Origin of the sequence: Dyadobacter sp. CY261 (assembly GCF_021440085.1) — a bacterium.
GTDB lineage: Bacteria > Bacteroidota > Bacteroidia > Cytophagales > Spirosomataceae > Dyadobacter.
The window spans coordinates 286,901-309,634 of the sequence record NZ_JAKCPW010000006.1 but is presented as its reverse complement, the minus strand read 5'-3'; the positions used below and the strand labels follow the sequence as shown (position 1 = coordinate 309,634).

At 46.4% G+C, this 22,734-nt stretch carries 23 protein-coding genes and 1 tRNA gene; 14 read left to right on the top strand and 10 right to left on the bottom strand.

From position 1 onward, the window contains the following. The first annotated feature begins 86 nt into the window (after positions 1–86). The 3 genes from LZD49_RS18625 to LZD49_RS18615 are packed head-to-tail and all read left to right on the top strand — an operon-like array spanning position 87 to position 3,453. Positions 87–2,009 carry a gliding motility-associated C-terminal domain-containing protein gene (locus LZD49_RS18625; RefSeq protein ID WP_234669081.1) on the top strand — a complete coding sequence of 641 codons (1,923 nt, stop codon included), beginning with the start codon at positions 87–89 and terminating at the stop codon, positions 2,007–2,009. A 55-nt stretch (positions 2,010–2,064) separates the two neighbouring features. Further along, the gene (locus LZD49_RS18620) at positions 2,065–2,412 is read left to right on the top strand and encodes a YbaB/EbfC family nucleoid-associated protein (RefSeq protein ID WP_234669080.1); all 348 of its coding nucleotides are present in this window, start codon (positions 2,065–2,067) and stop codon (positions 2,410–2,412) included. A 12-nt stretch (positions 2,413–2,424) separates the two neighbouring features. Beyond that, positions 2,425–3,453, top strand: coding sequence for a glycosyltransferase family 2 protein (locus tag LZD49_RS18615; protein ID WP_234669079.1), 1,029 nt, complete (start codon positions 2,425–2,427; stop codon positions 3,451–3,453). On the opposite strand, the gene LZD49_RS18610 is transcribed toward LZD49_RS18615, so the two are convergent. Then, positions 3,434–3,655 (bottom strand): PspC domain-containing protein, encoded by a 222-nt coding sequence (locus tag LZD49_RS18610; protein ID WP_090154774.1) that lies wholly within the window; start codon positions 3,653–3,655, stop codon positions 3,434–3,436. The two genes, LZD49_RS18615 and LZD49_RS18610, sit on opposite strands and share 20 nt — an antisense overlap. Before the next feature lie 354 nt (positions 3,656–4,009). Here LZD49_RS18610 and LZD49_RS18605 point away from each other — a divergent pair, with 354 nt between their 5' ends. Beyond that, positions 4,010–4,204, top strand: coding sequence for a cold-shock protein (locus LZD49_RS18605; RefSeq protein WP_015813455.1), 195 nt, complete (start codon positions 4,010–4,012; stop codon positions 4,202–4,204). Positions 4,205–4,267: 63 nt separating this feature from the next. On the opposite strand, the gene lysS is transcribed toward LZD49_RS18605, so the two are convergent. Then, complete coding sequence (lysS, locus tag LZD49_RS18600; protein WP_234669078.1) at positions 4,268–5,983, bottom strand: lysine--tRNA ligase; 1,716 nt, start codon at positions 5,981–5,983, stop codon at positions 4,268–4,270. Between the two features lie 208 nt (positions 5,984–6,191). Between lysS and LZD49_RS18595 the strand changes: the two genes are divergently transcribed. After that, positions 6,192–8,696: an AsmA-like C-terminal region-containing protein gene (locus tag LZD49_RS18595; RefSeq protein ID WP_234669077.1), complete on the top strand. Its 2,505-nt coding sequence runs from the start codon at positions 6,192–6,194 to the stop codon at positions 8,694–8,696. A gap of 3 nt (positions 8,697–8,699) precedes the next feature. Here LZD49_RS18595 and LZD49_RS18590 read toward each other — a convergent pair whose 3' ends face one another. Continuing rightward, complete coding sequence (locus tag LZD49_RS18590; RefSeq protein WP_234669076.1) at positions 8,700–9,410, bottom strand: response regulator transcription factor; 711 nt, start codon at positions 9,408–9,410, stop codon at positions 8,700–8,702. An 87-nt stretch (positions 9,411–9,497) separates the two neighbouring features. After that, positions 9,498–10,313 (bottom strand): esterase-like activity of phytase family protein, encoded by an 816-nt coding sequence (locus tag LZD49_RS18585; protein WP_234669075.1) that lies wholly within the window; start codon positions 10,311–10,313, stop codon positions 9,498–9,500. Here LZD49_RS18585 and LZD49_RS18580 point away from each other — a divergent pair. Then, positions 10,312–11,523 carry an AI-2E family transporter gene (locus tag LZD49_RS18580; RefSeq protein ID WP_234669074.1) on the top strand — a complete coding sequence of 404 codons (1,212 nt, stop codon included), beginning with the start codon at positions 10,312–10,314 and terminating at the stop codon, positions 11,521–11,523. The genes LZD49_RS18585 and LZD49_RS18580 overlap by 2 nt on opposite strands. 5 nt (positions 11,524–11,528) lie before the next feature. Here the strand turns inward: LZD49_RS18580 and LZD49_RS18575 are convergent, their stop codons facing one another. From LZD49_RS18575 to LZD49_RS18560, 4 genes are all read right to left on the bottom strand, one after another. Beyond that, positions 11,529–12,011, bottom strand: a complete 483-nt coding sequence (locus LZD49_RS18575) for a gliding motility lipoprotein GldH (protein ID WP_234669073.1) — start codon at positions 12,009–12,011, stop codon at positions 11,529–11,531. Positions 12,012–12,057: 46 nt separating this feature from the next. Continuing rightward, positions 12,058–12,558 carry a hypothetical protein gene (locus LZD49_RS18570; RefSeq protein WP_234669072.1) on the bottom strand — a complete coding sequence of 167 codons (501 nt, stop codon included), beginning with the start codon at positions 12,556–12,558 and terminating at the stop codon, positions 12,058–12,060. A gap of 92 nt (positions 12,559–12,650) precedes the next feature. Continuing rightward, complete coding sequence (locus LZD49_RS18565; protein ID WP_234669071.1) at positions 12,651–13,448, bottom strand: (Fe-S)-binding protein; 798 nt, start codon at positions 13,446–13,448, stop codon at positions 12,651–12,653. Continuing rightward, positions 13,445–14,809 carry a (Fe-S)-binding protein gene (locus LZD49_RS18560; RefSeq protein ID WP_234669070.1) on the bottom strand — a complete coding sequence of 455 codons (1,365 nt, stop codon included), beginning with the start codon at positions 14,807–14,809 and terminating at the stop codon, positions 13,445–13,447. Before LZD49_RS18560 ends, LZD49_RS18565 begins: the two co-directional genes overlap by 4 nt. Before the next feature lie 226 nt (positions 14,810–15,035). Between LZD49_RS18560 and LZD49_RS18555 the strand changes: the two genes are divergently transcribed. The 6 genes from LZD49_RS18555 (at position 15,036) to LZD49_RS18530 (ending at position 19,739) form a co-directional block, all read left to right on the top strand. Next, a tRNA-Phe gene (locus LZD49_RS18555) sits at positions 15,036–15,108 on the top strand. Positions 15,109–15,268: 160 nt separating this feature from the next. Then, the gene (locus tag LZD49_RS18550; protein ID WP_234669069.1) at positions 15,269–16,252 is read left to right on the top strand and encodes a helix-turn-helix transcriptional regulator; all 984 of its coding nucleotides are present in this window, start codon (positions 15,269–15,271) and stop codon (positions 16,250–16,252) included. 81 nt (positions 16,253–16,333) lie between these two features. Continuing rightward, positions 16,334–17,413: an alkene reductase gene (locus LZD49_RS18545; RefSeq protein ID WP_234669068.1), complete on the top strand. Its 1,080-nt coding sequence runs from the start codon at positions 16,334–16,336 to the stop codon at positions 17,411–17,413. Positions 17,414–17,638: 225 nt separating this feature from the next. Then, on the top strand, positions 17,639–18,289 hold the full coding sequence (locus LZD49_RS18540; protein WP_234669067.1) for a hypothetical protein: 651 nt from the start codon (positions 17,639–17,641) through the stop codon (positions 18,287–18,289). Beyond that, complete coding sequence (locus LZD49_RS18535; RefSeq protein WP_234669066.1) at positions 18,268–19,053, top strand: sensor histidine kinase; 786 nt, start codon at positions 18,268–18,270, stop codon at positions 19,051–19,053. Before LZD49_RS18540 ends, LZD49_RS18535 begins: the two co-directional genes overlap by 22 nt. 17 nt (positions 19,054–19,070) lie before the next feature. After that, positions 19,071–19,739: a response regulator transcription factor gene (locus LZD49_RS18530; protein ID WP_234669065.1), complete on the top strand. Its 669-nt coding sequence runs from the start codon at positions 19,071–19,073 to the stop codon at positions 19,737–19,739. A 14-nt stretch (positions 19,740–19,753) separates the two neighbouring features. On the opposite strand, the gene LZD49_RS18525 is transcribed toward LZD49_RS18530, so the two are convergent. Then, positions 19,754–20,338 carry a hypothetical protein gene (locus LZD49_RS18525; protein ID WP_234669064.1) on the bottom strand — a complete coding sequence of 195 codons (585 nt, stop codon included), beginning with the start codon at positions 20,336–20,338 and terminating at the stop codon, positions 19,754–19,756. A gap of 12 nt (positions 20,339–20,350) precedes the next feature. Continuing rightward, entirely contained in the window at positions 20,351–21,145 is a 795-nt protein-coding gene (locus LZD49_RS18520; RefSeq protein WP_234669063.1) for a hypothetical protein, read from the bottom strand. 154 nt (positions 21,146–21,299) lie between these two features. Here LZD49_RS18520 and ubiE point away from each other — a divergent pair, with 154 nt between their 5' ends. Beyond that, complete coding sequence (gene ubiE, locus LZD49_RS18515) at positions 21,300–22,022, top strand: bifunctional demethylmenaquinone methyltransferase/2-methoxy-6-polyprenyl-1,4-benzoquinol methylase UbiE (RefSeq protein WP_234669062.1); 723 nt, start codon at positions 21,300–21,302, stop codon at positions 22,020–22,022. 23 nt (positions 22,023–22,045) lie between these two features. Beyond that, the gene (locus LZD49_RS18510; RefSeq protein WP_234669263.1) at positions 22,046–22,705 is read left to right on the top strand and encodes a porin family protein; all 660 of its coding nucleotides are present in this window, start codon (positions 22,046–22,048) and stop codon (positions 22,703–22,705) included. Positions 22,706–22,734: the final 29 nt, after the last annotated feature.

Below are 22,734 nucleotides of genomic sequence, written 5' to 3'. Positions count from 1 at the left end.
TGCGTTTTTGAATTCGATGTGATTCCCCAAACTTATTGTTTATCAACCGTCTTTGAAAAAGGTCAGGGTCTAATGTTGCCACACTTATGAGAATAACACTACCTCTTCTTCTGTTTGCTTTTGTTACTTTATATTCTCCGTTTGTCGGTGCGCAAGGTTTGTGTAACCAGGGTGGTGGCGGCTTTGAACTGGATAAGTCTGAGGGGTGTGCACCGCTGACTGTTCGGATCACTAATACAGCTAATTCAAATTTCGCATCCTACAATGCAGGTTACGACGGAAAGTCACAGGCCCCGACCTTTCAAAGTATTGCTTCATACATTTATCGAAACCCAGGTAACTTCATTATGTTGCAACAGGCATTTCTCTCTTCTGGGAAACTTGGCTATGCCTGTAAAACGATCAAGGTAAGCGAAACAAGGGGGATCGCTGCTAACTATTCATCCTGCGGGGGTGGTAAAGTGATTGTTTCTCTTACGAACAATTCCATTCTTACGGCATACGACCGAATTGAGATCAAATGGGGTGATGGAGAAACCCAAAACTGGCAAAAAGGGGATAACCTGGTGCTGGAACATAATTACGCCAATGTATCACAAAGCCCTACCATTGTTTTCACGGGATATTATTCGGCAGGGAAGGCATGTGACAAAGGTGTAGCCGCTTCTCTACCCATCACTTTTGAGCGACCTCAATTGAATGAAATCCAGATGTCCAGTGTGGAAATGCGAGGTGACGGGACGCTCCGTGTTATTTATCTTGGCGTCGCTGGTATTCCAACGCAAGTCCAGTTCAGTACTGATGGCACTTCTTATACAGTACACGGGGGAAGGTCATCCGGTGGTACGCAACCTTACGACATTAAAGGTCTGAATACCGCGCAGATTTATAAAATCAGGCTATCATCCGAAGATCTTTGCGCTGGAAGCACACTCACACAGCCACTTAGTACGATGATTCTTTCAGGTAGTTCAACCGATGGAGCAAATACTTTGAAGTGGAATCAGTATGCCGACGCCACGCAGTTTGAATCCTATGACTTGCTGCGTGACGGTACGGTTATCAAAAGTTTTACGAACATTGGCGATCTTACCTATACCGACAAAGACGTTGAATGCGGTAGTTTTTCGGAATACCAGGTAGTAGCCAGGTTGAAGAATGCAACATCCACCTCTGCTCCGGTAGGTGTCAGGGTGGAAACTGGAAATCCCAAGCCTCTTACCAGCGGATCCGTTTCGGTCCTCGATGCGAGTAGTGTGACTATTAAAGCAGAAGTACCAGGTGCAGGGCCCAACGCCTCCTATCAGCTCTCCATTGAAAGGGCGGATGCCGGATCGACTGTTTTTAAGAAGATAATTACGCTTTATAATCAGAATGAATTTATCGACGATGCGGTTAAGACCAGTGAGCTTTCTTATTGTTACCGGATGAGCTATGAGAATTCCTGCGGACAAAAGGTGCCTGCTTCAGAGCCGGTCTGCACGATACTTTTAAATAGAAATCTGACAACGCTCTCCTGGACGGCAGAATCACCAATTCTGGGGGGATTTGAAGGATATACAGTAATGCAAACCGGATCGAGCGGTTCTTCCGAAGACATTCCGGTACAAAAAAATACTTCCTACACCGTAAAACTCAACAATCAAAGCGATCTGGAATACAACTTTCAGGTGAAGGCGACTTCACAAAACGGCGGCTTCGAGAGCCTGTCCAATGTGATTAACTACCGCAGAAATGCCGGGGTCTTTGTTCCGGATGCTTTCACACCCAATGGAGACGGGTTTAATGATATTCTGGAAGCAAAATCTACTCAATTGCAGGCGTTTAGCTTTTCTGTGATGAACCGATGGGGGATAGTCGTATTCCATTCTGACGACATTGCCAAGGGTTGGGACGGAACCTTCGACGGGACCAATGCACCTGTTGGGTATTATTATTACAAGATGACTTTCGTCGACGACATCGATCAAACTGTTGAAAAAAGCGGTACTTTTATGCTTTTACGGTGAGGAACTATTTCTGTGAAATAAGTTTTGTCAAGTTATTAACTTAATAAGGATAGCTATGTTTGGAAATATGGCGGACATGATGGGCCTCATGGGCAAAATGAAGGACCTTCAGTCGCGTATGAAAGAAGCACAGGAACAGCTCGTTAATATTACAGAAACCGCTGAATCGGGTGGGGGAATGGTGAAAGCCACAGTCAACGGGCAGAAGACATTGATCAGTCTGGATGTAGATAGGGATCTGGTTAACCCGGAAGATAAGGAAATGCTTCAGGACCTGATCGTGGCAGCGGTCAACAAAGCTTTCGACAACATTGAACCCAAAATCAAACAACATCTGCAAAAGGCAACGGATGGAGTGCTTCCCAACATTCCAGGGCTGGATTTGGGCGGCTTTATGAAATAACCCGAACACCTAATGACTCCCTCTGTTGCGATTGTAATCCTGAATTATAACGGTCAGCATTATCTCGAAAAATTTCTTCCCAAAGTCGTTGAACATTCCGGAGGCAATGCTATCTGGATAGCTGACAACGCTTCAACAGATCAGTCGCTTAGCTGGCTCAATGCGCATTACCCGGAGCTTAACACGCTGGTCATTAATGAAAATAAAGGTTATGCAGGAGGGTATAACGACGCATTGCACCGCATTCGGGCCGATTATTACATCCTGCTGAACTCGGATATTGAAGTTACTGAAAACTGGATTGACCCGGTGATCGCCTTCATGGAAACAGATCCACGCATCGCCGCCTGCCAGCCAAAAATTCGCGCATACGACCTACCTACGCATTTCGAATACGCGGGAGCAGCCGGCGGATATATGGACTACCTTGGCTATCCTTTCTGCCGAGGTCGGATTTTCGATACCCGCGAGGAGGATTTTGGACAGTATGATGACGAGAGGGATGTTTTCTGGGCCACCGGAGCGTGCCTTTTTGTACGGTCATCGGCATTCCACGAAGCTGCGGGTTTTGACGAGTCCTTCTTCGCGCACATGGAAGAAATTGACCTTTGCTGGCGGCTGCTTAATATGAGATATCGCATCACCTACTGCGGAAAGTCGATGGTATACCATGTCGGTGGGGGGACTTTACACAAGTCTAATCCGAGAAAGACCTTTCTGAATTACCGGAACAATCTGATCATGCTCTATAAGAACCTACCGAAAGGCCGGAGATGGAAGACAGTGTTAATCAGATTGGTGTTGGATGGCATTTCCAGCGCACGGTTCATGGCCACTGGCGCCTGGCCCGACGTTTTGGCCATTATAAGAGCGCATTTCGCGTTTTACAGAATGATACCGAAGCTAACAAGGAATACACCGCGCACGCGACACCGGGCCCCGCTTTATTACAGGAGTGTGGTATGGGAGTATTTTGTGCTCGGAAAGCACAAATTTGATAAGCTTACCGGGATCGAGCCGATTAAAGTTCCCAGATCGTAGGACTGTTATGCTTGCGCCAATGCTGGTGCAACTCCATCCAGAATGCCAACACCAAATATAATATAATAGGTGAGCCGAAGGTCATGAAAGTGGCATAGATGAAGTATTTACGGATGCTGCTGGCCGGGAAATTGAGTTTTTCTCCCAGTTCAGCACAAACGCCAAATATCTGATTCTCAACGAAATACCTGAACTTGTTCATACCTGTGTTTGGAATAATTACCTCATAATTAGCGATTTTCGCCCGGATATGCAATTCTGTAGTGTAATTTTTACTTTAAGTAAGGCCAAAACGGCAAAATACCGCTAGATCGTAAATTTTCAAATTCTTTAATCAAATAAATTGTTTTACAAACAATTTTTGTTTCTTTGTGATTGAAGATTTTGTAAGTAGTTCATTATAATCAAGATGTCTTCGGGGAAATTTCCAAAATTTCTTTTGCCAATGCGTTGAGCCTCCCTCAATTATTTGGTAGAGTCATCACGACTTTTAACTGAAACGCCTTACATTTCTCCTGTATTTTCACCTTATTTCAATTTTTTTATTTCAACTATTATGCCAACAGGTACTGTAAAATTTTTCAATGAAGCTAAGGGATACGGCTTCATCGTGGAAGACGACACAAAAAAGGACATTTTTGTCCATGTGACAGGATTGGGAGGACTTACTATCCGTGAAAATGACCAAGTAGAGTACGAAGTCGTTGAAGGTAAAAAAGGACTTAATGCCGTACAGGTAAAAAAGATATAACTATATTTTTTTTGCAAGACCAATTAAAAATGCCGCTATCTAGCGGCATTTTTAATTGGTAATCTATTCCACCCAAGACTTAATATCGTCCAGAAGAGGCATCTTTTCGTCAATTTTGAGTTTTTTGCGCATTCCGCCGAGATCGTTGAAAATCTTGTTTGCATTTGCACCTTTCAGTTGCTCGATGGTCAGGATATTCATTTTCTGCAATGCTGGTACCCACACCGCAGGAACGCCGGCGGTAACATAATCCGACTCTTTCGCAATCTCAGTCTTTTTTTCCGGCCGCATTTGCGGGAAGAAAATAACTTCCTGAATGCTGGCATTGTTGGTAAGCAACATAGTGAGCCGGTCGATACCGATACCGATACCGGCCGTCGGCGGCATTCCATATTCGAGCGAACGGATGAAGTCGTCGTCCATTTCCATTGCCTCGTCGTCACCTTTTTCTTTCAGGCGCAGCTGGTCTTCGAAACGCTCTTTTTGCTCAATCGGGTCGTTCAACTCGGAATAGGCGTTGGCTACCTCACGACCGTTAATAAACAGTTCGAATCGCTCTACCATGCCTTTTTTGGTGCGGTGTTTCTTAGTAAGCGGAGACATTTCAACCGGATGGTCGATGATAAATGTGGGCTGAATAATGTTAGATTCCACTTTCTCGCCAAAAATCTCGTCGATCAGTTTTCCTTTACCCATGCTCTCGTTCACTTCCATTCCCCAGGCACGGCATTGCTCGCGGATCGCGACATCGTCCAGCGTTTCCACGTCCAGACCTGTATATTGTTTGATCGCATCTGTAATGCTGAGTCGCGGATAAGGACCTGCAAAATCCAGCTCCACATCACCGAATGTCGCTTTCGTAGTGCCATTCACGGCGAGTGCTACTTTTTCAAGCACTTGCTCGGTCATGTTCATCATCCAGAGGTAGTCTTTATAAGCAACGTAAAGCTCGACGGTGGTGAACTCTGGGTTGTGGGTACGGTCCATTCCTTCGTTGCGGAACAGTTTCCCAAATTCATACACCCCTTCAAAGCCGCCCACGATAAGGCGTTTCAAATGCAGCTCCGTTGCAATGCGCAGGTACAAGCCCAGGTCGAGTGCATTATGGTGGGTTGTGAATGGCCTCGCCGCCGCACCGCCGTGGATCGACTGCAATACCGGTGTTTCTACTTCCAGCCACCCATTTGCGTCAAAGTAAGAGCGCATGGTGGTAATAATCCGGGCACGTTTAATGAAAATATCGCGTATTTCCGGGTTTACGATCAGGTCTACGTAACGTTGGCGGTAACGCAGTTCGGGATCAGTGAATCCATCATAGGTATTGCCTTCCTCATCGCGCTTTACGACAGGCAGCGGTCGTAGTGATTTGTTTAATATGGTAAATTCCTGCACATGTACGGAAATTTCACCGGTTTGCGTGGTGAAAACAAATCCTGTTACGGCGATCATATCGCCAATGTCGAGCAACTTTTTGAAAACGGTGTTATACAACGTCTTATCTTCGCCGGGGCAAAGGTCGTCGCGGCGGAAGTACAACTGTATACGTCCGGTGCTGTCCTGAAACTCGGCGAACGCGGCGCTTCCCATAATGCGGAAGCCCATCAGCCGGCCGGCCATTGTGACGTGTTTATAGTCGATCTTGTTGTTTTCGTAGTTTTTGAGGATGTCCGTCGCGTACGTATTTACGACAAATTCTTCCGCCGGATACGGCTCAATGCCCATCCTCATGAGTTCTTCACGTTTTTGGCGGCGCAGTATTTCCTGTTCGCTCAGTAGCATCTTAAAGCAATGGATTGGTAAATGGAATTAGGTATTCCAAAAGAGTGCGCAAAACTACTACATTTTGTGCTCAATAGCGAGCAAGATGGCCGGTAAGATGCTGACATGGCCGTTGGGACATTATTTCTGGCACGCTATTAATGTCTTCCTTATATTGTAATCGAAGCGATCTGTTCCCTGACATCAACAGCGCTAAACCTCTTCGTTCATGTCTTCGAAAGTTTTAAAAATCATTGGTATCGTTGCGCTGGTTGGCTTTGTACTCTTCGGGGCTGTGGAGTTTTGGGTTTACAAAAACAGGGAAAAGCTTTTCAGGAGCGCACAGGAGTTGATCAATGAAAATCTGAATGGTAACCTGGCAATCGGTGATTTTAAATTCCGACCTTTTTATGGAGGTTTGGGATTGAACTTTACGCTATATGATGTGAAACTTACCGACACACTTTATAACGTTCATCACAAACCGTTTCTGGAAGCTGGTAAAATTCACGTAGCGATCGATTTCAAACGGATCCTGTCCGGAGATGTGCGTATCAAAAATCTGGTGCTGGAAGACGGCGGGTTGAAATTGTTCGTGCAAAAGGATGGCTATTCGAATCTTTCGATTTTCAAATCAGACGGCGATGATAACAAGAAGAAAGACTCCAAGAAAACCGACGACGGAATAATCAAAAAACTGGGAAATATCCGCTTTCTGAATTTTGGCGTAGCCTATTCCGACTCGGTAAAGGAAAAGTATTTCGGGGCGCTTTTCCGCGATGCTACCAACATTATCGAGCGCACCGATTCAAGTACAAATGCGAGTTTTACAGGATCGGTTTTCTTTAATGGTCTAACTTTTAAGGTTGATAAAGGCAGTTTTCTGAAAAATCAGGAGACTACGCTCGCATTAGTGCTGGCTTACAATGAGGATGAGAAAAAGCTGAAAATATACCCGTCCATTTTGGAGAGCGCTACCCATAGTAAAATCGGGATTAACGGAGTTTTCGATTTTTCGGACACCATAAAAGTATTTACCCTCAATTTCGAAGCAAAAGGAATAGCTGTAAAAGACGCTTTGCCATTGCTGAACACCCGGCTACAAAAACAGATAGACTCCATTGGCGTTCAAACGAACGTGGATACGCAGGTAAAAATAGCGGGAATCCTCGGGCGGCCGGGCTTAAAACCACAGGTCGACGTCCATTTCGAAACTGATACGTTCAGGTACAACCTTCCCGTGGGCGTACTGCGCAAAATGAAGGCATCCGGAACATTCACTAATCGTGCCGATACCACCAAGCTTGCAGACGTTTATAATTCTCGTCTGATCGCACCGAAAATTACAGGCTTTTTTGAAACTATTCCATTTGCATTTAAACTGGTTGTCAACAACTTTCGTAATCCCCGCGCCGATATCGACGGACGCATTGAGGCTGATTCCACGAATATGGGCGCGCTGCTCGATCCTTCCCGCTATCGTTTCAAACATGGATCTGCCCGGATCGATTTCCATTTTAGTGGCAATTTAAAACGCTTTTACAATGCCGGGAAAGACAATTTCGACGGCAAAGTGGTAGGTAAAGTAGCGCTTAAAAACATTGCAATGGACTACTTACCGCAAAAAGTAAGCGTCAGTAAAATAAATGGGGATCTGACATTCAATGAAAAAGTGATGGTGCTGCCGAACCTACGGTTTTCCGATGGCCAGAATATGCTTTATGTGCGGGGGACGTTACTAGACCTTATCCCTTATCTTTTTGGTTCGCCAAAATCGCTTCGCGCCAACGTGGATGTCAATATTCCTGATTGGCAGCTCAACTGGCTCGAACCTTTGCTGGCGGCAAAAAGCAACAGCAAGCCGAAATCGAGGAGTTCCTTGAAACTTTCGGAATTGCTGGATAACGCGATCGACAAAATGGAGATCGTCGCCAAGCTGGATGCTAAGAAAGTTCGTTACCGCAACTTCACAGGGCGTGATGTCAAGGGGCAACTGACGATCAGCAATAATGCGGTGAGTATCGAGTACTTCCAGTTAAAAGCTTTTGGTGCTGGAAGAGTGCGGCTGTCGGGGGAGATGGATAATGCGGGTTCCGGGAAATTGCCGCATATGGCTGTCCGTGCCCGGATCGAGAATGCGGATGTCCATTCCGTTTTTTACTCTTTTGATAATTTTGGGCAAAAAACCTTGACCCATCAGAATCTGAAAGGCATCCTGAACACGAATTTTAGTTTTGAGTCGACATTGAATAACAATGTAAAGCTGGTGCCCGAAAGCATGAAAGGGCTGTTAAGGATCGATCTGACGAATGCCTACATTATCAACTTCGAGCCGTTCATGAAGATGAAAAAGCTGATCTTCAAAAAGCGGAACTTCGAACGCGTCAAATTTGCGCCCATACGCAACGATTTCCGGCTGACCGGACAGGAAATAGATATCGCGCCAATGGAAATAGAGTCTAACCTACTGACACTTTTCATCGATGGGATTTACAGTTTTGGAAACAAAACGGATATTAACATCCAAATCCCGCTTAGTAACCTCAAAAAGCGTGATTCAACGTACGTGCTGGATCCAAACAACCCTGAAAAGCGCGAAGGTTCAAAAATATTCCTCCGTGCAATCGATGAGAATGGTGAAGTTAACATCAAACTCGCTTTCCGACGAAAGAAGAAAGACAAATCCAAAGAGGACGAGTCCGAGGTTAAAAAGCTCGAAGAAGTAGAGCGGTGACGGCTAGTCCCGTTCGTTGCTGAACATGTAGCCCACACCCTTCAGGGTTTTAATATAACTGTCGCCCAGCTTTTCCCGCAACTTACGGATATGGACGTCGACGGTTCTTTCTAGAACATAAATGTCCGCTCCCCAGATTTTTTGCAGCAGTTCGTCACGGCTGAAAACCTTGTTGGGTGTTTGCGCTAGGAAGAACAGTAATTCAAATTCCTTCTTGGGCAGAACAGTTGATTTCTCCCCGCCTTGTGTCACCGTATAGTTCTTACGATTGATCGCCAAATCAAGAATCTCAATAGTATCACCCGATTCTGCCTTTTGTGCTTCTCGGCGGAACAATGCATTGATCCGGCTCATCAATGCGCGTGGCTTGATCGGCTTGGTAATGTAATCGTCGGCACCTACTTCAAATGCGGCAACCTCCGAATACTCTTCGGAGCGGGCAGTAAGGAACAAAATATAGGTATTTCTGATATCGGGGTTCTGGCGAAGAATCCGGCCGGTCTCGATGCCGTCGAGTTGAGGCATCATGATGTCCAGAAGGATAAGATCGGGTATAAAAACCTTGGCAATGTCGATGGCTTTCCTGCCGTTGGAAGCGGTCAGTACCGAATACCCTTCCTTGGTTAAGTTATATTCCAGAAGTTCAACAATATCAGAGTCATCGTCAACTACCAGTACTTTCGGAGCCGAGTTTGCAGATTTAGCAGCGCTCATTGTTTTTATGATTAAAACACGATTCGAAATTAGCAGATGTGATGTTGTGATTACATCAGGAAATCTATTGTTAACATAAACATAACATCAACGAAAAGTAGTTTGATAGATACTTCCTTGCTCGTTGGTCATTAACATATCGGTATTGTTCAAAAATACGATGGCCTCGGATTGTTTTCTAGAAAACCGAAAACATCCCTTGGGTTTGCTGAAATCGACGTTGTCGCCGGAAGTTTCAAATAACAATACTTTCCCATAAGTCAGCAAGGCAAATGTTTTACCGTCCGGGCTAAGAGCCGCCGAAGTAATCTGTGCGTTGATGCGGATACTGTCTGTTGCAGCAATAGTGTAGTCGCCCTGATTGGCCGGGAGCCGGTACATCTTTACCCAGTGATCCTTGCCCCAGTTCTTTGAAAAAAGATACAAACTTCCCTGACGATAAAAAAAAGACTCGCAGTCGGATAACGAGGCAGGTGATTGATATCGAAAGTCAATCCGCTCGGTGCTATTGAGATCCGGATTGAACTTGTAAATGCTCAATATGCTGCGGTGCGAAGTATTGTTGCCGAAATCGCCTATATAAAAATTGCCGGCATTGTCCTGTGTAAGGTCTTCCCAATCGGTATTTCTGGCATTAGGAACGGGTTTTGTATCAAGCAATTTACCATTGAGATCGAAGAGGTAAAGCTCCGGCTTTCCGCCACTGTCGTTATGGGTCCAGAACGTGCCGGGCTGAATACCTTTCGCCAATCCGGAACTTTCCGACGCTACTGCGGGGAGCTGTCCTATTTTGCTAATTTTGTAATGCCGTTTAACTTTCTTAAAATCATTGGTTCTGTGATCGGGTTGACAGGTACAGAACACGGTTTTGACCGCTAACCACAGATATATCAATTTGTTCATGAATTCAACGTTGCGTCCTCTTCCAAACAAAGATAGAGAAACCCCCGTGTACCTGAAGCTTGCCAGTTCCCTGGTAGCGCTCATTGCGACGGTATATATTCTCTATGTGCTCCGCGAAACATTAATCCCGCTCGCATTCTCGATTTTGCTCGCCATTTTACTGCACCCTGTCTGCGCGTGGCTCGAACTGCGGAAAGTTCCGCGAATTGGTGCCATCTTGTTGAGCATCCTCGCCCTTTTCACGGCCATTGTGATACTCGTTTATGTCGTCTCTATGCAAATAGGAAGTTTTGCTGAGGAGCTGCCTCGCATCACCGAGAAAGCGGAGGCGATCCTGAACCAGACGCTGACTATGGGCGAACGCTATTTGAATATCAGCCGTACACAACAGGTGAACGAGGCGCAAAAATACCTGATCAATGCATTAAGCGAGGGTAGGGCCTTTTTACTGAATACCTTGGTAACCACCACGGGTGCGATCTCTACTTTTATCCTGATCCCGCTTTACATATTCTTCTTCCTCCTCTATCGCGACTTCTTCCGGATGTTTGTCCACAAGGCCTTTCAAAGTGTGCCCAATGAAGACCTGAATGCGTTATTAAAGAAAATCTATGAGGTGATCCAAAGCTATCTCTCGGGATTATTCCTGGTAATCCTGATAGTGGGGGTGCTAAATAGCATTGGCTTGCTGATACTAGGCATTCCGCATGCGATATTCTTCGGGTTTCTGGCAGGTTTCCTGATATTGATCCCATACATCGGAATCCTGATCGGCTCGGTATTACCTGCATTGCTGAGTATTGTCACGATGGACTCGCCCTGGTATGCGTTGGGTGTGATCGGCGTTATGAGCTTTGTGCAGTTCTTAGAAGGCAATTTTATTACACCGAACATTGTAGGCTCAAAAGTGAGCGTCAACCCGCTGGCAGCTATTGTTGCATTGTTCCTCGGCGGTCAGCTTTGGGGGCTCTCGGGATTGATTTTGGCATTACCTGTAACGGCCATTCTGAAAGTAATCCTCGATACGATTCCCACCCTTGAACCTTATGGTTTTCTGCTAGGCGAGCCTGTGCACGAAGTAGCGGAAGAAAAAGCGGGAATAGTTAAAGAACAGATCGTCGTAAATGAATTTAAGAAAAAGCCCTACCGGCGCTATCGGAAGCCGAAAAAACGTCCGGAAGGAGGCGAGTCGCCAGCACCCACTGCCTGATAGCTCTATTCTTTAACGGCAACTTTTTCCACGCTGACACCAACACTGAGAATAAATGGCAGCGGGTTCTGGCGCATGGATTGCGAAATGGTGAACGTGTAAGTACCCGGGCGTGAGAAGCGATAGTTTTTCAGGAAAGGGATCTTGTGATCGAACAGATCGCCCAGGCCGTTGCCATAGGGCTTACCCGTTACTTCATTCGAAATAAAAACCTCTTCCAATGTATTGGAAATGATCTTCCCATCGGGACCCGCGAAGTTGCGGGTGATGTAAAGATTGTAATAGGGATATTGCAAGGCATTCCGTAACACATAGTAAAGATTGTAGGCCTGAGTGGTGTCCTTTATCTCAACTTTGAAGGAAGGCTTGTCTTTAATATACCAAAGCCCGTCGTCAATGTCCTCGTGGGCTTTGTAAACGACATTTTTATCACAACCGGATAAAAGGCACACAAAAAATACGACGACAGCCAGCCGGATGAACTTCATGAAGGACTCTGATATGTTGAATTGCAAAACTACCTTTTTGCAGCTTTTATAAGCTGGTTTGTTCTGTAAAATAACGGTTCAGCCAGGAATTCGAGGCCGGGATCTTCCAACGTTTCATCCATTGTGCCTTCGTGCCTACCTGGTTATCGAAGATCGTCGTAGTAGGGAGGATTGTTTCCTGAATGATCGCCTGCCTAATTTTTGGAACCGGAATGGTTTGTACTGTGTCGTTATCGTCTAAATATGCCAGCGAGCGGTCGAAGAAGTCGATATCCATGCGTTGCCCGATTTCCTGTAACCAATGCACCGATTTATCGATCGAGCACCCGCTGGGAAGTTCGTGGCGTTCGTCAACGGCGATTACGATAAAACGGTGTTCAAACACTTTTCCGGAAGCAGTCAGTCGTTTTCCGTGTGCTTCCCAGGTGTCCAGTGAAGCTTTCAGAGTTTCGGTGATAATCCCCGTTTCCTGGGTTGTCAACTCTCTATTGGCCTGGTAAACCCAAACCCGGGATTGAAGATCGATATCACTAAAAGAAATGTACATGATTAAAAGAGGTTTTAAATGCCGGTTAAACGGTTAATTATATTGGTACTCTAAAACAACTGAGCTGGTTGCATAGTTCTCGCGGAGTTTGGTTAAAGGCCGTTTGCCTGTGCGACCAGCTCGGCGAGATCGTATACTTTTACCGATTGCTCTTTTTCCTTGTTTTTGACGCCGTCGGTCATCATTACCATACAGAACGGACAAGCAACGGCAATGGTATCCGCACCAGTCTGCAATGCCTCTTCGATCCGTTCGATATTGATGTCCTTTTTGCCTGGCTCGGGTTCTTTGAACATTTGTCCGCCGCCTGCGCCGCAGCATAACCCTTTGGTGCGACAGCGTTTCATTTCTACGAGATCGGCATCCAGCGCTTCCAGTACATGCCTGGGCGCTTCGTACACGTCGTTCGCACGGCCCAGGTAACAAGCGTCGTGGAAAGTAATCTTTTTCCCTTTGAACACTTCGCCGCCCTGAGGCCGCACGCGCCCCGAATCGATCAGTTGTTGGAGATATTCCGAATGGTGCAAAACCTCGTAATCCCCTCCCAACGCCGGATACTCGTTTTTCAGTGTATTGAAGCAATGCGGGCACGCCGTCACTATTTTTTTTACATTGTATATGTCCAGCACCTGTATATTTGACATGGCCAACATCTGGAATGTAAATTCATTACCCGCCCTGCGTGCCGGATCGCCGGTACAGCTCTCTTCGGTCCCAAGCACCGCGAATTTCACCCGGGCGGCGTTGAGAATCTTCACAAATGCGATCGTTACCTTTTTGTAACGGTCGTCGAATGACCCGGCACAGCCCACCCAGAACAAAACTTCGGGCGTTTCGTTCCGTGCTGCCATTTCGGCCATGGTAGGCACCTGGTATGTGATCTCGCTCATATTCCTGATTCTGTTGATTTGTTTTCCGGGCCACGGTCCACCACTGCGGAGGCCCAGTTGAAACGATCGTTCGCCGAGAATTTCCAGGGTGCCTGGTTGGTGTCCAGGTTTTGAAACATCATATTCCACGAGCCCGGCGCATGTGCCTCATCCATGACCTTATGCCTGCGCAATTGGAGGATAATATCCAATGGGTTAATAAGTACCGGGCATTCCTGCACGCACGCATTGCATGTTGTACATGCAAGGATCTCTTCTTCTATTATGTAATCGCCCAGCAGGTTCTTGTTGTCATTCACAAACTCACCGTTGTTGGCCAGCATATTCCGCCCCACTTCTTCCAATCGGTCGCGTGTGTCCATCATGATCTTGCGCGGCGACAGCTTTTTACCGGTAATATTCGCCGGGCAAGCGGCGGTGCAGCGACCGCATTCAGTGCACGAATACGCATCCATGAGGTTTTTCCAACTCAGATCGGCCACATCCTTCGCGCCGAAGCGCTCGGGGACCGTTGTATCGCCGGCCTGCGTATCCAATCCAAGCATGATCTTGACCTCCTGCGTGATTTCGGGCATATTCTTCATTTCGCCCTTGGGTTCCAAACGCGAGAAATAGGTGTTTGGAAATGCCAGCGCAATGTGCAAATGCTTGGAGTAAGTGAGGTAAACCGCGAAAATGAATATTCCCAGAATGTGTATCCACCACGCTAGCCGCTCGTAGGCGATCAACGTGCCCTCGCTCCATTCTGCAAAAAGCGGTTTGAACCATTGGCTGACCAGAAAATCTCCTGTAATGGGGTAATGCGCACTTCCAAGGTCCTGCAATGCGCTGTCGGCGGCATTCATGGTAAGGATAGCGATCATCAGCACGATTTCAAAAACGAGGATGAGCTTGCCGTCCAATTGTGGCCATCCGCTCATTTCCCGGTGACGTGCTGGCTGAAACCGCTCCACTTTCAGAAAGCTCCGGCGGATCAGGAAAATGGCGCAGGCTATGAGGACGGCCAATGCCAGCAATTCAAAAAAGCCGATCAGAGCAGCATAGAAATTGCTCAGTGCGGCTGAGAAAAGCCGGTGAGTACCCAAAATTCCGTCCAGTACGATTTCAAGGATTTCGATATTAATGAGAATAAAGCCGACATATACTGCGAAATGCAGGACGCCTATCAGAGGTCGATCGAACATCTTTTTCTGCCCGAAAGCGACCCGCATCATGATTGAAAGGCGTTTGCTTGGCTGGTCGGTACGGTCTTCCTCTTTCCCGAGGCGGATGGTCTTACCGATAATACCGATCCGTTGGTACATCAACCAGGCCACCCCCGCGAGTATAGCTATAAAGATGATTTGCTGTATGATCGCCATGGCAAAGCGGGTTGAGTTTTAGTATGCTTGCATACCAACAAAGTAGGATAAAAATGTATTCCGGCGCAAATGGTTTTAGGATAAAATAATATATATGGCTAGTAAACAGAAGACAGTCAGTGTAATAGCATTTTTTGTAAAACAATTTCATAAATTTTTCTGTAAAATATTTGTAAAGCAAAAACAGACATCTATTTTTGCAGTCCCAAAAGGTGCCAACTGAAACGGTGATGTAGCTCAGTCGGTAGAGCAAAGGACTGAAAATCCTTGTGTCGGCGGTTCGATTCCGTCCATCACCACCTTGAAAAGCATTACGCCTCGATAGAATCTATCGAGGCGTTTTTGTTTTCAGATTTCAGATGTGCTGCGATACAGGGGTCTGATTGAACGGATTTTGATATTTCTTGTTATCTGCATTGAAAAACAGCGGAATACGACAATCCTCTTACACCCAACGCCATGACATTTGAATTTACAGCGGGTGCCGGCTTTGATTTCCTTACGGACTTTTCGGAGCAGTTTAATGCACCTGTCTCAGGTAGTGAACTGCGGATACCTTCTCATATCGGGCATGGCGGCATTAGGAGGATCGATTTTAGCGAAAGTTTTAAAATGCTGATCCATCAATACACGCTACGCGAGGAATTCGTCCTGAAAAGAAAGGCCCCGGAGGTGATCAGCGACCTTATTACGGTTATTTTTTACAGTTCGACATTACCTAATAATCAATTGTCGAATCGCGAGGTAAGTTTCAGTTGTACGAAAGTAAACACCGCATCGGTCGAGGTTTCTTCCAACGACCTCAATTCGGAAATCCGGTTTCCTGGCGGCAGAGAGATATACTTTACGGTTGTAGGAATTAAGGCTGCATTGCTTGCGGAGTTACTGGGGCCTATCGATCCTAATCAGCTGATCGAGACGGTTATCAGTGGAAATAGTTCTTTCGTGTACCATTTGCTAATGATCCCTGATTTTGAAAGAACACTTAAAGCCTTAACCGAAGCTGTGGAAAATGATCCGTTACAGCGTTTTTTTTACAAGGTGAAGGCCCAGGAGCTACTCTATCTGGTTTTCTCTAAACTCGCACAACGGGAGGATAAGAAGCAATGTCAGCTCAATAATCAGGATGTGAGTATGCTCATGAAGGTCCGGGATGTATTGGTAGCAGACTTGGCTGAACCACCCCAGCTGCGTGATCTGGCTAAATTGGCCAATATGAGTGAAACGAAGCTTAAGCAACTTTTCAGACAGGTATTCGGCGACAGCATTTACAATTACTATCAAACTGTGCGCATGGAAGAAGCTGCGTCCATGCTCCGCCATCCGGGCGTGCCGGTGTCACAAGTAGGTTACCAGTTGGGCTTTTCTAATCTAAGCCATTTTAGTAGGCTATTTGCCAAACACCACGGCAAAACTCCCAAAAGATACCAGTCTGTCGGATAAGACTATTTATATGTCTTTTTCGGGTATTTTGTTTCTATCCATCAGGTTAGCTTTGTTCATCAATTAATCATGGATAATGAGATGAACAAATTATTGACTGAATATCAAAAAGATGGGTTCAAATTGAAGAACCACCTTGTAATGGCGCCTATGACAAGATCCCGGGCGATTGGAAATCTTCCGAATGACATCATGGTGCAATATTACACCCAACGCGCCGGCGCCGGGCTGATCGTCACGGAAGGAACGGCGCCGACGCCGGAAGGTTTGGGGTATGCACGCATTCCCGGCATTTTCAGCGACGAACAAACCGAGGCTTGGAAGAAAGTATCAGCTGCGGTGCATCAGGCAGGCAGCAAAATTTTTATGCAGCTTATGCATACGGGGCGCATAGCACATGTGCATAATTTGCCCCCAGGGATACGTGTGATAGGCGTGTCGGATATAACAGCGGGTGGGCAAATGTGGACTGATCAGGAAGGTTTGCTTCCTCATTCGGAGCCGGAAGCATTGACGACCTCCGGCGTCGTTGATGTGATAGATGGATTTGTCAAAGCGGCGCAGAATGCAGTGAAAGCTGGCTTCGACGGAATAGAGCTACATAATGCGAACGGCTATCTCCTTGAACAGTTTTTGAACCCTAATGTAAATACCCGGACCGATCAATACGGCGGTTCGATCGAAAATCGCTCGCGGGCCGTTCTGGAAATTGTGGAAAAGACTGCCAATGCCATCGGAAAGGAAAAGGTCGGCATTCGCTTTTCTCCCTTTGGTACTTATAACGATATGGCGGCCTATGATAGAGATGAAGTAAAAGCGACCTACAAATACCTCACTGAGAAGCTGGATGAGATCGGCATTGCGTATATCCATCTTTCGCTCAGCCCTGACGTCGACGACGCGACGCTGCAAACAATGCGGCAGCATTTCGCCGGGACGATTATTTTGTGCAACGGTTTTATGCCCGAAACGGCCGAGAAAGCATTAGGCGAAGGCATTGCAGACGTGATCGCTTTTGGACAGCCATTCCTGGCCAATCCTGATCTTGTTACCCGGATTGAGGCTGGGGCTCCATTGAACACGCCGGATTATGACACTTTTTATACACCCGGAGAAACAGGTTACATTGATTATCCAACATTGATTTTAGCTGATCAATAACCATCTCCTCTGTCTAACCCTGACTATTTTCAGGCAAAACCGCACCTTATCGTGCGGTTTTTTTCTTTCGTTGTGATCCATTAATTTGCCATCGGCCTAATGGCCCCCTCTCAGAAAATTCACCGGCGTTTGCCGTATTACTTCCGATATTTTTGATACCTAACCTTGTCTGTCGGGATATTCCGTTCGGGCAATCTTGTTTTAACGCTTCATCATTCTGAAACCATGCATTATTCGAGCGAGCAACTGATCGTTCTGTTTACCTATCTGCCGGTTCTCGTAGCCGCAGTGATGGCCTTCATACGATACCGAAAGGCGAGGTCGCCGGTGAAACTGCTGTGTACATTGATCTTCTTTGCATTGCTTATTGAGAGCATTTCGCGGGTGTTATGGTTTTTTAAAACTTCCAATCTGTTTTTATGGCCGGTATATGTTATCGTCGAATTTGGGCTTTTACTTTGGATGTACAGCCTGGTGCTCGAACAGAAATGGCTTACAAATGCGAGAAGCTGGCTGCTGGCTGTTTTTGTTGGGATCATACTGATCAGGGAAGTAGGACAATCCGGACAATCGGTGTGGATCGACAATGCAGGGCGGTCCATTGAGAGCGCGGTGGTTATTTTTCTGGCACTGGCGTATTTCTATAAAGTTTTTCAGGAATTGAAGGTGCAAAACCTGCTCCTCGAACCTTTCTTCTGGGTGTCGGCAGGACTGCTGCTGTTCTTTTCCGGCAACTTTTTGATTTTCGTCTTTATGAACTTCATCCTATTGTATTCCAAAAACCTGAACGACCAGATCTGGGTGATCCACGCGCTGATGAATTACATGCTCTACATTACTTACACCGTTGCATTATGGGTCGGCCGGAGGAAATAGAATTCGCGCAGTTACTTTTCGGAGGGATCGGTATTATGGTGATGATGGCATTGGCGATCGTCATTTTCGTATTGCTTTATCAGCGGAAACTACATTTCCAACAAAGGAGCCTGCATCAGATGGAAATGAGCCATCAAAAAAAAATCCTTGAATCTATCGTCGCCTCACAGGAAAATGAACGCGAGCGCATCGCGCGTGACTTGCACGACGAGGTAGGGGCTTCTTTGTCTGCGGTACGCCTTTTTGTGAATCAGATCCAATATGAAAAATCACCGGAGGAAATGAAAGGCCTGGCGGCGCGTTCAGGGCAGATATTGGGTGATGTGGTAAAGGACGTCCGGCAAATTGCACATAACCTTTCGCCGGTCATTATTGAGAATTTTGGGTTTGCTGGTGCTGTGAAAATTTTGCTGAACCGGATGGAGGATGCAGGAATGCATATCCACTGCTCGATCGACGATCCCGCCGAAACGCTTTCAGCATATCAACAGACAATTTTGTACCGTATCATCCAGGAAGTCATAGGCAATGTGGTCAAACACGCCGAGGCGAGTGAAATTACTTTTGACCTCCATCAAAACGGCCCGCATTTGATCCTACAAATGGGTGATAATGGAAAGGGTTTTGATGTGGCCTCCGGTCACAAACAGACAGGTATGGGAATGAGTACAATCCGGACGAGAACGGATTTACTAGATGCAAAGCTCATTTTGGACTCCGCGCCCGGGGCGGGCACCCGCATTAAAATTGATATACCACTCTAACATTTCCATTAAAAGAATTGAAACCGATCAAAATAGCGATTGCGGACGACCATAAACTTTTCCGCCAGGGTTTGGGCCAGATTTTAGGCCGGAATGAGGATTTCTCGGTGGTGCTGGAAGCTGCTTCGGGCGAAGAGTTGGCAGAAAAAATTGCTGCCGCTATGCCGGACGTGGTATTACTGGACCTTTTTATGAAAGGAATGGACGGGAAGGAAGTGGCTGAATTGCTCCTGAAGCAATACCCCAATCTGAAAATCATTATCCTTTCCATGAATTACTCCCCCGAGCACATTTTGCAGCTCATGCGTGTAGGCGTGCACGGTTATCTGCCCAAGGACATCGACCAGATAATTCTGAGCGAAGCCATTGAGCAAGTCATTTCCAAGGGATACTATATTAACGATGACATCGCGCAGGTAATGCGGCAGGGATTGCAGGCGCGCGATTTAAAGCCTTCGCGGAGCAAAGTGTCCATTCCCTCATTAAATATCGGCCTTACCGACCGTGAAATGGAGGTTTTGGCACTGATTTGCAGAGGCTATAATACGGCACGCATTGCAGAAGAGCTGTTCATTAGCTACCGAACAGTGGAAGGTCATCGTAAAAATTTGCTCGAAAAGACGGGTGCAGGCAATTCGGTCAGTCTAGCTATTTTTGCAGTAAAACACCAATTGCTTGATTTCTAACGAGGTTATCGATGTTAGATCCTGGAAAATACCCGCAGGTCGCTAATGCGTTCGCGCCGGGTTTCGAGAAATTCGCAGAAGCGGGAGATCTGGGCCTCCTGAAAGGTTAGATCAGCCATTTGATCATATTCTTCGAGATACACATCCTTAAAATCCGTGATCACATACCGAAGGCTTCTGATGCCTTTTGCGCGTAATGCAGGGAGATAAAAGTTCTGGTGACTTTTGGCAAAACAGCCTGAGCGGTAGTTGCTAGTGGTTTTAATATCTACCGCAAGCATTTTCCCGATCACATCCACATAGCCGTAAATGAGGCTGTCGTTTAGCTGGTACTCGCAATAAACCTGCGTTTTTAGCATTGGACGTGGTAAAAATGATCTCACACGCGAAAGAATATCTATGTCAAACGATTCTTCCCCAATTCCTTTGATGACGGCATCTTCAAATGATACACCACGGAACTGTGCTTCGGTTTGCGGAATGGGTATACGGTTGATACGGTCGAGCAAACCCTGTTCATCAAGATAACCTCGCTCGAAGCGGTCGAAGCAACTGAGCAATGATGGGTAAAGTTTGTATTTAACAGTGGTAGAAATCATTATTGAACATCGTTAACCTCCATTCTTTTTCCTTGGTCGGCCGAAATGGTATTGCAATGATACGGAAATGAAACTGAATGTATCATTAGGTGTATCGCTGTACGATTCACTTTCTTCCGGGTTGATCAGCCGTCGTCCGGAGGTCGCATCCAGCTTGTCGGTTCGGACAAAGTAGAAACGGTAGTCGACCGCGACTTTCCATTTTTCTAACAACGCATACTCCACAGAAGTGCCGAGCAGAAGTAATCCTTCACGCGTTTTTTGGATTCCCCGAGGTCCTCTGGGCGGTCCCCAGCGCAGAAAAAGTGGATTTCTCGCACTTTGGGAACTGTTTGTAAATCGCAGCAGCCGGTCGTGGTCAATGCCGAATGCCTGTGCGCTGAACCAGATCTGCCCCAGACCGGCATACGCAATGAGGTGCGCAAGTCCGGGTTCGCGGTGAGCAAATTGTTCCGACAAGTCCCATCTGACCAGGCATTCCGCCGAGTTGTATTCATTCACAAAATAAGAATTGAAAAAGGGCCTTTTTTCACCGCCAATGCTTCCTGCATTGTAATCGAGCTCGATCGCTAATTGTTTGTTAAATATCCTTCCGAAACTGATTCCCGCCATGCTATGCATTGCCTGGCTATTCAGTTCCCCGTAAAACTGGGTAAGGCCGCCTCGGGCGCTTATGAAATACGGATGGGCGGAGCGGCGATTATAGCTTTTCTTATCGCTGATGCCGTTGGACGAGCGGTAATGGCCCCGCTGTGCAATGGCTGGATTTATAATAAGGCAGACTGCAAAAAGGAAAATGTAACGCATGGCCGGTAATGATCAGGACTAAATGTTTGTTTAGCCATTGATACGTGCGTATTTCATTCTGGTCACCTGTTGTAGAAGCCAATAAGATGGTGTTGCTCCATGTGATAACCGTAAATATCTGTTAGTTTTGCCAGTTGTTGAAAATAGCTAAAAGATGAGTGTAGTACCCTATAAAGATAAGGAAGGGACCAAACGGGAGCAGGTTGCCGAGATGTTCGACAATATCTCACCCAAATACGATTTGCTGAACCATGTCCTGAGTGGCGGTGTAGATATATATTGGCGCAAAAGAGCGATCAAACTGCTGAAAAAACAGCAACCCAAAGTTATTCTAGATATCGCAACGGGTACCGGCGACTTCGCAATCGAAGCGTTGGCATTGAAGCCGGAGAAAATTATCGGGGTCGATATTTCGGAAGGGATGCTGGCCGTAGGGCGAGAGAAAATCGCTAAACTAGGCAAGCAGGATGTGATTAACCTTCAAAGTGGCGATTCCGAAAGTTTGGCTTTTACAGACAATTATTTTGACGCGATTATCGTTTCGTTTGGAGTACGCAATTTTCAGAATTTGCTGGCTGGACTGACGGAGATGAACCGCGTGATGAAGCCAGGAGGAACTTGTGTGGTGGTCGAATTTTCGAAGCCCAAAAGCTTTCCGTTCAAGCAGATTTATAATTTTTATTTTAAATATATTCTACCAGTTATAGGGAAAACGGTCTCCAAGGACAGTGCAGCATATACTTACCTGCCCGAGTCCGTACAGGCTTTTCCGGATGGAGAAGCTTTTCTTGATATTTATAAAAAAGCAGGTTTCATAAATACCAAATGCATATCACTTACCTTCGGGATCTGTTCAATTTACGTCGGACACAAGTAATCATAGGCATCCTCGCGTTGCTGATGGCAGCGCAGGAGGCTCAGTCACAAGGCATCGGTTACCGTCGTAAGCACCTCGAATATTACGACGACAAGCCGATCCATTACGGCATCCTGTTCGCCGTGCCGTTTACCCGTTTTAATATCAAGCATAGCAACGACTTCGTCACCAAGGACTCGGCTTTTGTGATCCAGTCGCCCACAAATGCGGCATTTCGCATGGGTTTTACCATTAATGCCTTCCTGAATGAGCATTTTGACCTGCGTACGACACCGTCGGTGTCGCTTTACGAGCGGCATGTGAAATTCAGCTATCCCAATGGCACCGACATCACCGAAAAACGGGAATCAACCTGGATTGAAGTGCCGCTCTTGTTAAAATACAAATCCGTCCGGCGTGTGAACTCACGCATGTATATGGTTGCAGGGATGACGTTCGGGGTGGAAACGAACGTGAAGCGTGCCCGTGGCGGTGGGGTCGGGGCTCTGGATACCAAGTCGAGCGACCTCTCCATCGATTACGGGATCGGATATGAGCAATTCTTTGAGTTCTTCAAATTCGCCCCGGAACTGCGTTTCTCGCACGGATTAACGAATATGCTCGTGCCTGGAAAGAATTCTGCTGGAAATGGCATCAGCCGCATGCGCACTCATACCGTAACGCTCTATTTAAATTTCGAATAGCGAATACTGGTAATCAAAGGGTTAAAAAT